Annotated in this window: 14 protein-coding genes; 8 read left to right on the forward strand and 6 right to left on the reverse strand. The window is 38.7% G+C overall.

Going from position 1 to position 17,126, the window contains the following annotated elements; all coding sequences use genetic code 11:
• The first annotated feature begins 18 nt into the window (after window positions 1-18).
• The 6 genes from JL001_RS18445 (at window position 19) to JL001_RS18470 (ending at window position 6,160) form a co-directional block, all read left to right on the forward strand.
• The gene (locus JL001_RS18445; protein WP_236252886.1) at window positions 19-1,137 is read left to right on the forward strand and encodes a glycosyltransferase; all 1,119 of its coding nucleotides are present in this window, start codon (window positions 19-21) and stop codon (window positions 1,135-1,137) included.
• Between the two features lie 456 nt (window positions 1,138-1,593).
• On the forward strand, window positions 1,594-2,259 hold the full coding sequence (locus JL001_RS18450; protein WP_200978858.1) for a metal-dependent transcriptional regulator: 666 nt from the start codon (window positions 1,594-1,596) through the stop codon (window positions 2,257-2,259).
• The gene (locus JL001_RS18455; RefSeq protein WP_236252887.1) at window positions 2,256-3,182 is read left to right on the forward strand and encodes a metal ABC transporter solute-binding protein, Zn/Mn family; all 927 of its coding nucleotides are present in this window, start codon (window positions 2,256-2,258) and stop codon (window positions 3,180-3,182) included. Before JL001_RS18450 ends, JL001_RS18455 begins: the two co-directional genes overlap by 4 nt.
• A complete protein-coding gene (locus tag JL001_RS18460) occupies window positions 3,179-3,967 on the forward strand; it encodes a metal ABC transporter ATP-binding protein (RefSeq protein WP_200978860.1) in 789 nt (262 codons plus the stop codon). The genes JL001_RS18455 and JL001_RS18460 overlap by 4 nt, the downstream gene beginning before the upstream one ends.
• Window position 3,968: 1 nt before the next feature.
• Window positions 3,969-5,261, forward strand: coding sequence for an iron chelate uptake ABC transporter family permease subunit (locus tag JL001_RS18465; protein WP_200978861.1), 1,293 nt, complete (start codon window positions 3,969-3,971; stop codon window positions 5,259-5,261).
• Window positions 5,258-6,160 (forward strand): metal ABC transporter permease, encoded by a 903-nt coding sequence (locus tag JL001_RS18470; protein WP_200978862.1) that lies wholly within the window; start codon window positions 5,258-5,260, stop codon window positions 6,158-6,160. Before JL001_RS18465 ends, JL001_RS18470 begins: the two co-directional genes overlap by 4 nt.
• Before the next feature lie 26 nt (window positions 6,161-6,186).
• Here JL001_RS18470 and JL001_RS18475 read toward each other — a convergent pair whose 3' ends face one another.
• Entirely contained in the window at window positions 6,187-7,278 is a 1,092-nt protein-coding gene (locus tag JL001_RS18475; RefSeq protein ID WP_200978863.1) for an AI-2E family transporter, read from the reverse strand.
• 184 nt (window positions 7,279-7,462) lie between these two features.
• Here JL001_RS18475 and JL001_RS18480 point away from each other — a divergent pair, with 184 nt between their 5' ends.
• Both JL001_RS18480 and mnmE read left to right on the forward strand, forming a co-directional pair.
• Window positions 7,463-7,915 carry a thioredoxin fold domain-containing protein gene (locus tag JL001_RS18480; RefSeq protein ID WP_200978865.1) on the forward strand — a complete coding sequence of 151 codons (453 nt, stop codon included), beginning with the start codon at window positions 7,463-7,465 and terminating at the stop codon, window positions 7,913-7,915.
• A gap of 136 nt (window positions 7,916-8,051) precedes the next feature.
• The gene (gene mnmE / locus JL001_RS18485) at window positions 8,052-9,434 is read left to right on the forward strand and encodes a tRNA uridine-5-carboxymethylaminomethyl(34) synthesis GTPase MnmE (protein WP_200978867.1); all 1,383 of its coding nucleotides are present in this window, start codon (window positions 8,052-8,054) and stop codon (window positions 9,432-9,434) included.
• Between the two features lie 75 nt (window positions 9,435-9,509).
• Here mnmE and tnpA read toward each other — a convergent pair whose 3' ends face one another.
• The 5 genes from tnpA to JL001_RS18510 form a co-directional block, all read right to left on the reverse strand.
• Window positions 9,510-9,950 carry an IS200/IS605 family transposase gene (gene tnpA, locus JL001_RS18490; protein ID WP_200978869.1) on the reverse strand — a complete coding sequence of 147 codons (441 nt, stop codon included), beginning with the start codon at window positions 9,948-9,950 and terminating at the stop codon, window positions 9,510-9,512.
• A 323-nt stretch (window positions 9,951-10,273) separates the two neighbouring features.
• A complete protein-coding gene (locus JL001_RS18495) occupies window positions 10,274-12,130 on the reverse strand; it encodes a hypothetical protein (protein ID WP_200978871.1) in 1,857 nt (618 codons plus the stop codon).
• A 138-nt stretch (window positions 12,131-12,268) separates the two neighbouring features.
• On the reverse strand, window positions 12,269-14,113 hold the full coding sequence (locus JL001_RS18500) for a glycoside hydrolase family 97 protein (RefSeq protein WP_200978881.1): 1,845 nt from the start codon (window positions 14,111-14,113) through the stop codon (window positions 12,269-12,271).
• A gap of 142 nt (window positions 14,114-14,255) precedes the next feature.
• A complete protein-coding gene (locus JL001_RS18505) occupies window positions 14,256-15,296 on the reverse strand; it encodes a glycoside hydrolase family protein (RefSeq protein WP_200978883.1) in 1,041 nt (346 codons plus the stop codon).
• Window positions 15,297-15,506: 210 nt separating this feature from the next.
• Window positions 15,507-17,114 (reverse strand): DUF4127 family protein, encoded by a 1,608-nt coding sequence (locus JL001_RS18510; protein WP_200978885.1) that lies wholly within the window; start codon window positions 17,112-17,114, stop codon window positions 15,507-15,509.
• Window positions 17,115-17,126: the final 12 nt, after the last annotated feature.

The raw sequence follows: 17,126 nt of genomic DNA on the forward strand, positions 1-17,126 counted from the left end.
TAGTATCTCAAGTTTTAAATGAAAAAAGCCAAAGTAGTCATTGCCTCAGTATTGAAACCAGTTACGGATACTAGGGCTTTTGGTAAACTTGCAATTTCACTTCGTGAAACAAATAAATACCACATTAACATCATAGGATTTTTAGAAAAAAAAACGCCCAAAATCGCAAATATTGAATATTCAACAATTTTTAGCAGACATCGACTCCATCCTTTTAGGTTTTTTGCACCATTAAATTTTGCATACCACTTAGCCAAGTACAAACCAGACTTGGTAATTGTTACGACGTATGAGCTTTTACTCGCTGCTGCATTCATTAAAAAATTAATGGGCTTTAAATTGATTTATGATATTCAGGAAAACTACACCAAAAACATTCAACACAACCATACCCTTCCTAATTGGCTTAAAACAGCACCGGTAAAGTATATACAGTTTGTGGAAAAAATCACCAATTCATCCATTGATCAATACTTTTTTGCAGAGCAATGTTACGTCGATGAGTTCCCTTATATTTCCAATTTTACTGTTTTGGAAAACAAATATGCTGGAAAAATCATACCACAAGCTCCTTTTAAACTCAAGTCGAGCTCCCTCAAATTTGTTATTACAGGTACTATTTCTCCTGTGTACGGAAGCTTAGATGCACTATACTGGTTTAAATATATCCAAGAAAAATTGCCTCAAGCTACCTTGGAAATCATAGGTCATGTACCATTGGATGGCTTTAAAAAGACCCTAGAAAATACAGCCAAAAACATCCCAAATGTATTGCTTAATATTAGTAAAAAACCAATTCCGCAGAGCCAGATTTATGAGCGAATGAAAGCCTCGGACATACTGCTGTTACCCTATCAAAAAACACCAAGCATTTGGCCCAAAATCCCAACAAAAATTTATGAAGCATTAGCACTTGGCCTACCTGTAATCATTCCAAAAAACAAGCTTTGGGAATCCCTCATTTCACCTTATCCTGCGGGTGTAGCTTTAGACTTTTTAAACCCGGAAAAGAGCTTGGATGAACTTAAAAAACTTCTTGAAACCGAACTGTTCCTAACCACTGTTTCCAAGGAGGTATTATGGGAAGCCGAAAAGAAAAAATTACAGACACTGGTCGCAGAACTTTTAAATAATTAAGGACAAAATAAGCTATCCCGGATAGCCAAAGGACTTACATTTTTTACTCAAACAACTAAGGCTCCAAAAGCTTTTGTTCATGAACCATCCATTTCTTCAGGTAGTATCCATGCTACCACATCTGCTCTATTTTAAAGTCTAAGCGAGCTTATCAATTCACATTTTTATAAAAGTTATCCACTTCTCCCCCTGTTAAAAAACTCTGTCCGGCTTTTAGGAAACTCGTTTAAAACTAATTCCCTAACGAAGACACGTTGGTTCAACGAATAGAAAAACCACTAACAAACAAATACTTACAAAATATTTAGTTTAAAACTAATTTATTTTTTAGCTAAGTCTAAAACAATAATCACAAAACAAATCGAGTTATCCACAAGCGATTTAGGTTTTATTGAAATATTTTTTTAGTATTATCTAAATTATTATATTTGACTTATCAACTTTAAAAATGACTTAATGCCAAGCTTAACCTACGCAGAAGAAAATTATCTCAAGGCCATCTATCATTTGTCAGACGGTGGTAAACATAATGTCTCCACCAATGACCTATCAAAAGAGATGAAGACCAAGCCTGCTTCTGTAAGCGACATGCTCAGAAAATTATCCGACAAAGAAGTTATCAACTACAGGAAATATTACGGTGTGACCATTACTGAGGAAGGGAAAAAGTCCGCCCTACAAATCATCAGAAAGCACCGGCTGTGGGAAGTCTTCTTGGTGGAAAAATTAATGTTCAGCTGGGATGAGGTTCATGATGTTGCGGAGGAGTTGGAACACATCAAATCCACCATCCTCATCCAGCGTCTTGATGACTTCTTGGGCAACCCAAAATACGACCCTCATGGTGATCCTATTCCTGATGAATTTGGTGATGTAAAAGCCCGTCCAAGGGTTCCACTAAACGACCTCGGATTAAATGATTCTGGGCAGATTGTAGCAGTAAAAGATAGCAGTGCCGCTTTCCTAAGATACCTCGATAAGGTGGGGGCTTATATAGGTGCTAGAATTAAAATTTTGGACAAGGTGGAATTCGATGGTTCATTGGAGATTCTTGTTGACAATAAAAAGACCTTGTTCATGTCTAAAGATGTGGCAGGGAATATTCTAATTATACAATCATGATGAAAACAAGACTGGTATTAATTACTACTCTTATTACCATCCTTCTTTCCTCATGTAAGTTTGACCGCAAAGGAGACCAAGGTAAATTTCGCATTACGGCCACTACCAATATCATGGCTGATGGTGTAAGGGCATTGGTGGGTGACAGTGCCATTGTCACTCCTTTGATGGCCGTGGGTGTTGACCCTCACCTTTACAAAGCCTCCCAACGGGACCTGGATTTACTGTTTGATGCAGACTTGGTCGTTTACCATGGCCTACATCTCGAGGGAAAAATGGTTGAAGTACTGCATAAGTTTAGTAGAACCCATGAGGTCATTGATGTGGGGGCACTCCTCCCTCCCACCCTTTTGATCTCCAGCCCAGCATTTGCCAATACTGTAGATCCCCATATCTGGTTTGATGTAAAACTCTGGAGTTTGGCCATGGAACAATTAAAGGATGCTATCCTTGAAAAAAAACCAGAATGGGCTGATTATGTGAATGCTAATTGGGAAAGGTACCAGGCGCAATTGACCGTATTAGACCAATATGCTGGCGATGAAATCAAAAACATCACCAATCAAGGCCAGGTTCTAATCACGGCCCATGATGCTTTCTCCTACTTTGGAAAGGCCTATCAGATCGATGTCAAAGGACTGCAAGGTCTTTCCACATTGAGTGAACCAGGGTTAAATGATGTGTCCAAGCTGGTGAACTTTATTATTGAGAGGAATATTAAGGCCATTTTCATAGAACAATCCATTTCTCCGAAAGCCATTAAAGCAGTAGTTGAAGGGTGCAAGAGAAAAGGCCATGATGTAATATTGGCCGGGCCACTTTACACTGACAGCCTTGGCGACCCTGAAGGACCAGCAGGAACTTATTTGGGCATGGTAAAAACCAATGTGGATGCCATCGTACAAAACTTGAAATCAAAATGATAGAACAAATAAACAATCCGGTAGTTGAAGTACATGACCTGATGGTCAGTTACGGCCAAAACCCAGTCCTTTGGAATATTGACCTTACTTTGCCAGCAGGAAACCTCATTGGAATTCTTGGTCCCAATGGTGCTGGTAAATCCACTTTGATTAAGGCAATTATGGGATTGATAGAAGCCAATAGCGGATATTCAAAGATTTTTGACCAAGATTTAAACCAGGTTAGAGACCGCGTAAGCTATGTACCACAGCGTGAGTCGGTAGATTGGGACTTCCCTGCTTCTGCTTTGGATATCGTCATGATGGGAACCTACCACCACCTAGGGCTTTTTAAGCGGCCAGGCAAAAAGGAAAAAGAATTGGCTATGGATTGCCTTGAAAAGGTCAATATGAAAGCCTTTGCCAAAAGACAGATCAGTGAGTTGTCCGGTGGTCAACAGCAGCGAGTCTTTATTGCCCGTGCATTGGCCCAACAGGCTGATATCTATTTTATGGATGAACCTTTTGCAGGTGTGGACATGAGTACTGAGAAAGCTTTGGTGGGTTTATTTCAGGAAATGACTGCCACTGGAAAAACCGTGATCGTCGTTCACCATGATATCTATTCTGCAGGGAAGTATTTCAATTGGCTTATTATGCTCAATATGCACCTTATTGCTTCAGGGCCTACAGAAAAAGTCTTGACAGAAGACTTACTGACCAAAACTTATGGAGGCAAACTTTCCATGCTAACAGATATAGGTGAGCTGATCAAGAAAAGTGATTTCAATCCTTTGAAAAACTGATATGGAAGATTTCTTGTACTTCTTTTCTTTTCAAGATCCCAATGTGCTGATGGTTGTCATTGGCATTTCACTGCTGTCCATCAGTGCGGCCATGGTAGGTACGTTTACCTTCTTAGACAAAAAGGCACTGGTGGGTGATGCCATTTCCCATGCAGTTTTGCCCGGGGTGTGTCTGGCATTTATGTTTTCCGGAAACAAAAACCCCTTCTGGATTGTCTCTGGAGCATTTTTTACTGGTGGCCTGTGTACCTATGCCATTACTTGGATTTCCAATTACACCAAACTCAAAGAAGATACGGTGATTGCATCCGTTCTCTCTATTTTCTTTGGTGTAGGGATAGTCATGATGACCCAGCTGCAACAAACTGGCAATGCTTCCCTATCTGGCTTGGATCATTTTATTTTTGGAAACGCCATATCCATAGTCAGAAAAGACCTTTGGGTTTATGGATTTCTTGCCTTGGCAATCATTCTATCAATCCTATTCTTCTACAAGGAATTTAAAGTAATGGTCTTTAACCGATCCTTTGCAGAAAGTGTTGGCCTGCCTGTTAAACGTCTGGAATTTCTTTTCAATTCATTGATGGTTTTGGCCGTGGTTACAGGTATTCAGGCTATAGGTGTGGTGTTGATGGCAGCACTTCTGATTACTCCAGCGGCGGCTGCCAAATTCTGGACAGACCGATTGGACAAGATGCTTTGGATCGCTGTTTCCTTTTCTTTGGTATCCGGAATCACGGGTGCTTACATTTCGTTTGTACTCCCCCACATGCCCACCGGCCCTTGGGTAGTCATTGTACTTTCATTGATTGCTTTTCTATCTTTTTTCTTCTCCATCAAAAAAGGAATTCTCACCAAATGGATAGCCAGAAGAAACTACCAAAGAAAGATCCATTCAGACCACATTCTTAAGGCACTGTTTGGCGCTCGGGAAAAAGGCAAAACAGACCTTTCCATTGAATCCATTTTCAATAATTTCCCTGGTAAATCTTTTAAAACACAGTATTCAATTAATAGATTAATAGACAAAAAATATATAATTGATAATCAAGGAAATATATCATTAACAAAAAAAGGATTAACAGAAGCCAAACGTATTGTTAGACTTCATAGGTTATGGGAGCTGTACATGACAGAATATATGAATATAGCTCCTGATCATGTACATGATAGTGCCGAAAAACTGGAGCACATTATTACGCCTGAATTGGAACAAAAGCTAGACAAAAACCTCAATTTCCCGCAAGCAGATCCCCATCAATCCATCATTCCTAGAGACCAAGATAAATCATGAGTTTTGACCCAAACGCATTTCTAATTATTAGTACAGGATCCATGATAGCCATATCATGTGGATTGTTGGGCGTGTTTCTGATGCTTCGCAAAATGGCCATGACCGGTGATGCCATTTCACACGCTGTCCTACCGGGAATCGTGATAGCTTTTATGATTTCAGGAAGCCGACATGGCTTGGCCATGGTCATTGGCGCAGGATTGGTTGGAATTATCGCTACAGTATTCATTGAATACCTCAGCAATAAGGTAAAACTCCAGTCGGATGCTTCTATTGGGATTACCTTTACTTCCCTTTTTGCCATCGGAATTATTATGATCACTTTCTTGGCCAATCAAATTGACCTGGACCAAGACTGTGTGTTGTATGGGGAAATTGCCTACGTGCCCATCGATCTGTGGATTACTGGATCAGGAACTATTATGGGACCAAGGGTAACCTACCTATCATTGATCAATCTGGCCTTGGTGAGCCTTTTTATTTATTTGTTTTTCAAGGAATTAAAGATCAGCACTTTTGACAAAGAGTTTGCTGCCACTATCGGCTTATCCACCGTTGGGGTTAATTATGGCTTAATGGGGATGGTGTCCTATACCACAGTAAGTTCCTTTGAGGCTGTTGGAGCCATTTTGGTTGTGGCATTGATGGTCGTTCCGCCAGCAACTGCTTTCCTTTGGACCAAAAATCTTAAACGCTTGATCCAACTGACCATTATATTAGGGATATTATCCTCTTTACTAGGGTATTACTTGGCCTTCTTCCTCAATAGCTCTATTGCTGGTGCCATGGCTACTGTCGCAGGGTTCTTTTTCTTTCTTAGTGTAATCTTAAACCGCAAACAAATTCCAGCCATCAAAAAGAAGCTTTCAAAAATAAAAGCTTCCAATATTTCCATCTAAAAAGTCCTTATAAGGACAATTTTGAGCTAGTTTTTCTCCGGTGAATTTTCCTTTGACCTTTTCAAATGGCTTTGGTCTTCTCCTAGTAATTTGGCAAATGGCATGGTACCGCTATCCAATTCGAAAATCCTTCTTAAAATGGCTAAGGTGGGAATAATCAAGATCATCCCTGCTATTCCCCAAATAGCTCCTCCCACCAACAGTCCCAAAAAAGTGATAAAAGGGTTGAGGTTGACATTAGAGCCTACAATCTTTGGGGTAAGAAAGTTACTTTCAATTAATTGGATAATGGCAAACAAGACAATAATGAAGAATGGAGACACCATTGAGTCTGATGTAAGAAACGAGTAGAAAAAAGGCAAAATAGCTCCCAAGAAAGGCCCTAAGTATGGAATTATATTAAGCAAAGCCGCAAAAAGACCAAAAAACAGGGCATGCTTAACCCCTAGAAAATACAAAGCAGTCGTGTTCAGCACTGCTAGAATCGCCATTACTTTCATTAATCCGATAATGTAACCCTGAACCATTCTTCTGATTCGAAAAATTTCCAGCCTTACCTTTCTTGGATTTTGATTTTTAAACAAATGGGCCATAAAATCAGCCAAATGGTGTCGGTAAATCAGCATAAAAAACACGAAAACAGGAGTAAGTATCAGGCCGCTTAGAGAGCCAATGGTATTGACCAAAACCATGGGTAGGCTTTGATTGCCCTGTTGAAAAATCTTCAAAAACTGAGAAAGTTCAAAACCATCTTCTAAACCCAATTCATATCCTAGACTATCAGAAAAAAATATATCAACATCAGCCAACCACTCATTCATATGTTGGCTGACATTTTCCAAATCTTGACTTACTCCTTTTATTTGGATAACGATAAGCGCAATGATTCCGCCCAGAAAAAGCATTCCTCCCAACCACGCCAGTAAAACACTCAATGTTCCGGGAACCTTTCTCCTTTCCAGCCAGGTACATATTGGTGTCAATAAGATGGAAAGCATTCCTGCCATCATCAAGGGAACCAATAATTTTTTACCCAAAATCAGAATAAAAACTATAGTGATGATCAGCAGGAGTACAAAAAGTACCCTTATGAATGTGGGAATTATTATTTTTTGCATAGATACTTCATTACTTAATCTTATTACCTACTAATATTATGCAAAAGGTATGGAGATTCCGAATTTTATGTCACTCCTTCATGCAAAAGAAAATTGCTGAAAATATTTCGATAAACTCTTCATGAAATTTTCCGTAATGAACTAAGACTGAAAATACGTAGTTTAGCAAGTAATTATGAATAAAATGAAAAGAATACTTACACTGGTTTTTTTGATGATTGTAGGGTCGAGTGTATATGCCCAAAAGACTAAAATACAGTGGCTCAGCTTTGATGAGGCAACAACCATGAATCAAGATAATCCTAAAATGCTGATCATCGATGTCTATACAGACTGGTGTGGTTGGTGTAAAAAAATGGACAAGGAAACTTTTACGGATGAAGGAGTCATCAAATACATTAATGAAAATTTCTATGCTGTCAAATTGGACGCAGAAAACAGTAAGAAAAAGTTTGAATTCAGGGGCAAAGAATATACTGAAGAAAGCATGGCCCGGGCTATGAGGGTAAGTTCCTACCCTAACTTTGTGATTATGGATGCAGCTATGGAAAACATTACCCAACTACCCGGCTATAGGGAGCCAGAAGCTTTTCTTAAAGATCTAGTAGCGACAATTGAAAAATTTACAGGGAAATAAGGATTCCATAATCTTGAGTAGAGAGTTTTGAAATTCAATACTCATTGCTATATGATTAATATCAAGTCCTAAATTCCGATTATCTAGCGCCCATTTTTTATCTTGCATCTTATATTTAGAATTTAACCAATCAAAAATGGCTTTTTCCATTACCGAAAAAGAAGATACAATCATTGCGCTGGCCACTCCCCAAGGAGTTGGCGCTATAGCGGTCATTAGACTTTCTGGCAAAGAGGCCATCAAGCTGACCAATGAGGTTTTTGCCGGAAAGGACCTTGAAAAACAGAATTCCCACACTATCCATTTTGGAACCATCCGTGATGGTGAAAAAGTCATTGATGAGGTATTGGTGTCTTTGTTTATTGCCCCAAAGTCCTTTACGAAAGAAAATGTGGTAGAAATCTCTACACACGGTTCCTCTTACATCATCAATCAGGTGATCAAGCTTTTCATCAGAAAGGGAGCCAGACCTGCAAAGCCTGGAGAGTTTACCCAAAGGGCATTTCTCAATGGGCAATTTGACCTGGCCCAAGCAGAAGCTGTTGCTGATCTAATTCATTCTGACTCAGAAGCGTCTCACCAAGCAGCCCTACATCAAATGCGCGGTGGATTTAGTGGAGAAATTAAAGAGCTTCGGGATAAGCTGATCCACTTTGCCTCCATGATAGAGTTGGAACTGGACTTTGCAGAAGAAGATGTGGAATTTGCCAGCCGTGAAGATTTGCAAAATTTGGTAGAGAAATTACTACGAGTAGTAGAACAGCTGATCTCCAGTTTTGATTTGGGCAATGTAATTAAAAATGGTGTACCTACTGTAATTGCAGGTAAGCCAAATGCCGGAAAGTCCACCCTACTCAATGCCCTACTCAATGAGGAAAAAGCCATTGTATCTGACATTGCCGGTACCACCCGAGACTTTATCGAAGATGAAATCAATATTGGTGGTGTAATTTTTAGGTTCATTGATACAGCCGGTTTGCGGGAAACCACTGACACCATTGAAGCCATTGGGGTAAGCCGCACCCAAGAGAAGATGAAAACAGCTTCATTGATTCTTTATTTGTTTGACCTATCAGATACGGACATGATTGAGATCAACAGAGATATCAATAAGCTTGAAAATCTCGGTGTCCCTTTTGTTAAAGTAGCCAATAAGATAGATAAATCCAATCAACAGTTTATCAGTGAGTTAAAAGAAAAACATCCTGACACTATTTTTATATCAGCTGGACAGAAAGAGCATTTGGATATACTTCGCGACAAAATCCTAGAGCTTGTGAACCTGGACAAGTTCAAGACAGGAAATACCGTAGTAACCAATATCCGCCATTACGACTCATTGGTAAAAACCCGTGAATCTTTGTTGGATGTCTTAAGCGGTATCGACAATCAAATCACCAATGACTTTATGGCCATGGATATCCGTCGATCCCTTCATTTCTTAGGAGAGATAACCGGTGAGATCACTACAGATGATTTGCTAGCGAATATTTTTAGTAAGTTTTGTATCGGAAAGTAAAAACAGAAAATAAACCTAACTAAACCACTATGCACTAGAAGTGCATAGGTTTGTTCAAGAATGAAATTCTGATACTTACTCCAGGATAAAATTATCCTGATCGTCAGTATTCGAGATGTCTCGATGATGTTCTAAATACTCCTCAACCATCTTATCAGTTATATTGCCTGTACTCCAAGCACCATAACCAATAGCCCAAAAATGGCGACCCCAATAGCGTTTGCTTAATTCTGGATAATCCGATTGAAGACGTCGTGAAGTTCGACCCTTCATACGCTTTACCAAGTCGCTAATGGAATGTTTCGGGCTATATTCAATATGCATGTGAACATGATCATTACTTATTACGCCCTGAAGAATCCTAACATCTTCTGCATCACATATTTGTTTCAGCAAATCCCTACTGCGCCGTTGAACATCTCCTCGTAGTACCGGATAACGATACTTGGTAACCCAAACTATGTGGACTGTCAACCAACTGACTGTATGGTTTCCTCGACGATTGATTGATCCCATTTTCCAATATTGAAAAATTTATCCTAAACTGAAAGTCTTGCACTGAAAGTGCATAGTTTTCACTAGCGATTGAGACCAATAAATACAATAATACGAAACAAAATGGCTGTAAATTTAATTTTTACAGCCATTTTTATTTGTTATTGTTTCTTATTTTTTGATACTTTTGTACCCTATCAATCACTCATTTGTACCTATTAGAACATTTACATATTGCGGTACAAAATGGTTGTGCAGAAGAAACTCCAAAATAATGATTCCTTCTGTAAACATGCATTAAAAATTCTTTAGATAGGAACATATTTCATCTAGTTTGTGAAAGTTTATCTAAAAATTTTCGTAGAAAATCGATAAATATGTGAGGTAAACTTTGTTGTTCCGGGGTCATAATTACTTGATGGATTATTAGCGATCAAAAATTCGCCATCAAGTGTAGCCATTAACCCTCCTAAATAATAAGGTGCATCAATACTTGTTTTCTTAGATAGACTAGAAAAATCAATGACAACAACTTTCGACTCAGAGGTTTTGGTATATAAGACCATACTGCTGTTATCCTTATAACTAAAATCAGCAGACTCAGTTGACCGGCCATTGATCTGGGATTTAATTTCAACTCCCGTTTCCGGATTTATTAAAGACAACTCAGATATAAAATAATTCAATATAAAGTTATCCCTTCTACTTGTAAAAAAGTCATCTGTACTAACCTCAACGTTAAAACTTTCAAAATTCAATGTATATGGATTAAACCATAATACATCATCAATATGCCTTCCGGCAAGGTATATTTTTGAAAGGTCGTAATTGGTTTCCAAACTTTCGACATCTTGGTTAATGTATTCTCTAAATCCGTTATAATATTCAAAAAATGACGGAGGATTATAAACCCTATCATTATCTCTTGAATCAATAACTTTAATTGTATTCCCGCTCATTCCGGTAGCTACTGCAAGTATTATTCCTACTCCATTTTTTGAAAATTTTATTTCCCTTGGATTGATATGGGGATGCTGGGGATGATCCCAAGAGTTTTTGGGAACTGTTACTTTTTTAATTAATTGCCCACCATTGATAGCATAGATATAAATTTCTGGGCTATAACTACTATAAATATAGATACGATTATTATATGGATTAATAGAAAAACCGTTAAGATTGAAAGGGACATCTATAAACTGTTTAATTTTAAAAGTTTCAGTTGAAATTTGATAAACCCTATTTGGACTATCTGTAAAAACCCAATAACTTTTGTTTACCTCATCTATAAAGTGTTCATTAATATGTCCATCAATAGCCAAATCATCATCAAAAAAATCAACACTAAACTCATGATTGGTATTTCTACCCAATGAATCCTGTACGGTTACTGTAAAATCATACGTGGCTCCAAGTCTTGCGCAGCCATATGAAAATGAAACTTCATTCTTCAAATCATTGCTACTTGACTTCATCTCCGTTTGGCAATAGTCATAATGACTCTTTACACCAATAATCTTGATATTTTTGTCAAAATTAATTCTGACCGAATCAGGTATTTGGTTTACATGATTACCGGGAATACCCTTAGTACTTAATATTGTAGGATCATAGTCCTGAATCACTTTAATTGTTTTAGTCAAATTTCCAGCTTTCGCCAGTATTTTACCCTCCCTTATTTTGTCTAATGGGTTAGACTTCCACTTAACATAAACATCCCCATTTCCTCCTCCTTCAATAGTCGAGGCTTCTAACCACTCATTTTGTGATTTTAAAGCCCAGTCACTGTTGGATAGCAAACTGATTTTTATTGAATCTGCAGGCGCGCTGACATAAAATAATGAATCTGAAACTGCCATAGTTTGATTCCCTACTTTCATAACAATTTCAACATCCGTAACCAGATCTGTTTCTACGTTGACTTCTTCGATAGCTGTAATGTAATTCTCGGCCTCGACCATCAAAACATGAGAACCAATGGGTAATTTCCTAAAGTCAAAACTGCTTTGGGTTATTGTATCAGGTAAAATGTCTCCATTTTCTGATTTAATAGATACCTTAAAATCATTTATATATTGATCGTATTCATTAAAAATGGTTCCACTTATGCTGCCTGTAAATTTAGGCTGGTCTTCCATTCCTGTATTACAAGAAAAAAATAATAAACTAGATAAAATTAAAATATAAATGTTCTTTATCATGACAATTTTAAAAATTCAATCCTAATTAATTTTCCCTCAAAAATAGAAAATAAAAATTTACAGAAACTAATAAATTAAGTGTTTCTGCCAATACGATAGTTTGATTCCTCTCCTCAAATTATTCGTCCAATTTAACGTTTACTTGAATGGCCTGATCCACATGCAATGTCCTCCTCCTGGAGCCATTACCGCTTTTATGATATCGCCTTTTTTCACTGTACCCTTCCTCACCTGATAGGCTTCAGGATTGGTTTTGCAATGGGTTTCTTCTGTGTCCTCATAAAAAGTCACCTCATATTCCTGACCTGCTTCCAAGAAGTCAAGTATGATCTCCAGCGTTCCTCCCTGCTGGTTATAGACACTGCCGATAAACCACTCATTTCCCTGTCTCCTTGCAGTACTGATATACTCACCGATACTGGAATGAAGTACCCGACTTTCATCCCATTTACCCACAGGTAATTTTTGGATAAATTCAAACAGATCCGACTTAGCGTCATAGGCTTCCGGTGCATCTGGAATACAAACCAGGCCACTGAAAACAATCAAGGTACGGGCGGCTTCAGATGCTACCGTTGATAAATAAGAATGCTTTTCTCTGGGTCCTTTTTGGCGCAAGCCATTGTTGATACCTGTTAAATCAAAATTGCCGTTGTTCATATCCAACGGACCTGTAATGGCATTGATCAGCGCCATTTTGATAAAGGACTCAGGCGTAAAGGCACGGCGTGAATCCTGCTGTGCATGGCAATATTCCCGGGTAATCGCGTTGGGATAGGTACGTCGGATACCGGTAAAGGGCACCGGGCCATCATGAAAATCAATTAATAATTTGCTTTCTGCACTTTTTTGGATCGCTCCTCTAGTAAACTCCACATCACTGCCCATAAATCCGTACTTGATGCCTTTCATTCCCAAAGACTTGTAATAAGGGAAAAGGGCATCGTCCCCATACTCACCATGCCTTCTATCGTAATACAGCATTAGATCTACTTCCTTTTCTGCTGCGTAATCAATCACTTTCTCCAGGTCCAGCTTATCCGACAACTCAAAATGACCAGCACTGGCGTGTTTGTACCAGGAATCATCAATAAGAAAATATTCTATCCCTTTTTCTGCAGCAAAATCAATAAAACGGAAATAGCTTTCGGTATTGATGTTGTAAACGAAACCATCTGGAGCAGTATAACCATGAACACGCCAGTCCCATAAAGTCTTACCTGGCTTTATCCAATCCGTATTTTCCAGTTTAGACGGTGTGGCCAGATTTACAGGAACTGTACTGGTCACCAAATCCCCTGCAGATGTACCCAAAAGGATTACCCTCCAGGGACTGGTCCACTCGTTTTCATTTAGTGCTACTTTGTTTACCGACTCAAACTTTCCTTTGGTGTCTGCTATCCCCAGATGCATAGGATCTATGCCTTGAGATGCAAATAGATCAGATTCTAATAGAGCAATAAAGGATTTACCGGAAGATTCCACCACAAGTGGTACACTGATATTTTTTCCTTTTTTCTGTTCCAAAATATCATTCACCCCTTCAAAGTCCACTGGGCCCACAGGTTCTGTTTCCCCTTTTGGAAAAAAATAATTGCTTTCTAATGCAAAATTATAAGTAAGTTTAAATATTCCCTCTGTTGGTTTTTCTCCCTCATCTAAAACCACCCGAAAAGCCACTCCCTGGTCATAAACCCTGGCAAGCAGTTTACCTCTTACTCCATCAAAATCAACAGCTAATTGAAGTTCCCTGAAATGATCCCGGATGTTGCTCTGCTGCCCCCAAACTGGATTCCATTTATCATCTTTTTCAATTTCCTCTGCCCCCAAGATGGACACATTCCCATTGGAAAAAATTTCTAATTCAGAAAACCCAATTCTTTCCTCCCCATTTTGGTCAATTCGGTAGTTCAGCTTATTTTCAACCAACTTTATATCCAGTGACAGTTCTTTATTAGGGGAGACAATTCGGAAATTATCCATGGGTTTATTACATGAAACAAGTCCCCCAAAGAACATAAGAATCATTAATATTTTATGCAGCATTTTTTGGTTATTTTATTGATAAAGTGTATCAAAAAACTTTGGAACCATAAATAAACGATACCTTCAGCTTTCAAACACTTTACTCTTTTGATTTTAGGATATAACTTACCGTATAGTCTCCGCCAAACACATTAGTACCTGAGGGCAAATAAAGGTACTGTGGCTTCCCTTCAACCATCAGCAGCTGAGGACGCTCAAACTTGGCATATGGACGATTTTTGGGGCCATAGTGAACAGCCACTTTCGACATGTCTATTGGGAGATAGGCATTGATTCGATGAAATCCTTTTTCATATTTCTCGAAAGTAATCCCATCATCAGATAGCCACAACAGACCACCTCCTTCTTCGATTATCCCATGGTTATCCGTCGTCAGCAAGGCAAATTTACCTTCATGCATAAAAGCATAACCATCTTCAATATTCGATTCATTAGAGGTTACAGGAAAAGGAAGTTGAACATAAGGACCTTCCAAATTTTCCGATACTGCAAGTCCCATTCTGGCTTTCTCAGATTTAAAATATAAAAAATAGCCCCCATTGGGGTGCTTCAAAAGCGCGGGGTTGTTCACCCCGTTTGTGGCTTTATGGTTCCAATAATCAGGATTTTTGGGGACGTCCAATATCAACCCATCCTTGTTCACTTTTTTCCAGGGTCCATAAGGACTTTCTGAAACTGCCATTCCTATCTTTTGGTTGGATGGATGTATGGGCGGTTTGGGATTATCATTGGCAATGTATAATAATACGTATTTACCATTTATAAAATGGATGGCAGGGTTATGGGCACCAAACCTATCCCATGTATCCAGACCGGTTCCTGCAATAGCCACATCCGAAAAAACAAACGGCCCTTCCGGCCCCTCTCCTACATAATGGGCTATTTCACTTCCAGACCGCCATCCCGGCTCCACGGTAGTCCCTTTCCACCTGGCCACAAAAAGATGGACTTTTCCTTCCTGATCCATTACAGGAGAAGTTCCCCATACTGTATACTCGGGCTCACTGACAGCAATTCCAACATATTCCCACCCATCAGCAAACTGCTTACTCTGGGCTTTAAGTCCATTTGAAACAAACATTGTTGTGAGCCCTATCAACAATACTTTAAATAATTTCATACAATAAATATTAGGTCAATAAGATTTACATAGCAAAAGAAGAAATAGTCCTTTTGCACTATATTTAATCAAGGTAATTATTAGACTTCAATTAACCTAAGTGCAGTTAAAATTAACATCCATAACTCCTGTATACATTGTTAAGCAGAGCTTGACTATTAGTCAGTAATTTGCAGTTAGAGCCCAAACTATTAAAGGAAAACAAAATTTTTATTCTAGGTTCACGGTATTAGGCTGAACCAATTTGAAATCTATATAAGCCTCAAAAGTTCTTTTCCAAGGAAGTGAAAATTCAATTTGTTGGATTGTGTAGGATAGATCCTTTCCAAAAAACACTTTTTCTAAATGCGCCAATTCATCCTCAATTGATTCTTTAGCCATTTCCTCCATTTTCCTGACGACTTCTTCAGTACCCAAAGTTGAGCTTTTTCCCTCTTGGTTAAAATACCTATTTAAATCACTTCGAATAAGGTTATTATAGTAATAGTCATTGATCATGCGATGTAGGGTAAACCAATATTGGGACTTTTTAACCTTCATGGTTTCCTGCTTATCTGAATTGGCCAACTTTAATCCATTAAAGTACAAGATAGCCTGAGGCAGCGCTGTCCCAATGGTATTGCCCGGAGTATTCCATGATGCATAACCATACACTTTATCCATACAACCCATTTCCTCTAGCATGCTCGTGAAACTCCCTGACCCTCCTTGCACATCTCCCACGGGATCAATATCAGCAATGATCAAACGCTTACCTTGTTGAAGTGCTTGATCTATTTCTTTTACAAATGCCTCCGATGCTCCATCTATTTTTCTAGAAGTATAAACATAATAAAACAAATCTGCCTCCTCTTCATCGCTTACCGGAACTCCTCCTACTGCTTTAATATGACTGGAAACCGTAATATTTAAAGGACGATCCTCAAAAGGCATGATTTCTTCCGACATACTTTGGGAAGAATAGACAGGTTTGATCTTTGGAAAAGTCCCAGTACTTTCATTGATCATTCTGGCCAAAAGCAACATAGCCACCTCATCTGTTCCAGCTTGGACAATGATCTTATCTTCTAATTGAGCCTGCTTTATATCTGCTAAAAGGCCTTGCTTTTCCTTTACATGGACACCCTCAGGCTTTGCATCATCCTGAGATAGGATCATGTAATCTATGAGCCCATGTTTAACATAGTTAATCATTAATTTATTGACACTAAGATTCCTTTTCCTAGCTTCCTGATAGTCATTTAAGGCCTTCAAAGGGATGACCTTTTCCAATTCAGAAATATCTTTTTTTGAACTTTCATCCTCTTTTACAGAAATCTCAGCCCACTTGGCCAATGCTTCTCTATACCTTTCATTTTTTCCATCAGCAGTCGGGGCCAAACGCATGATGACACTTTGGACATAAACTGGTACAGTTGGTGCTAGTTTCTTTATTGCTTCCAGCACTTTGAGCCTTTCCAAAGCAATAGCTTGATCAACCTTCTGAACCCTACTCGCCACTAATCCGCCATATGCCACCATATCCGCTGCAATAATCACCGCTTTTACATCAGTATAATCTTGAGCTAATAGCCAGGAAATAATTTCGTCAGATTTACCAGGTGATTGCAAATTTCCCAACAAGCCCATAGGCGGAGTGATTAAAGTGGTGGATGCTATCTCTGCCATTCGTACTGGAAACTGCAAGCAAGGAGGCCTGTCATCCAAAGGAATAAAAATCACCTTTTGATCCGTGTCATTTTGCGCGTCTTGAGCAAGAACAGATTGACTTCCTAGCCCAATAAATACTCCTAGAAAAATTAAAAGAGTTATCTTCATTTTATAAATGAG

Source organism: Echinicola sp. 20G (assembly GCF_015533855.1).
GTDB lineage: Bacteria > Bacteroidota > Bacteroidia > Cytophagales > Cyclobacteriaceae > Echinicola.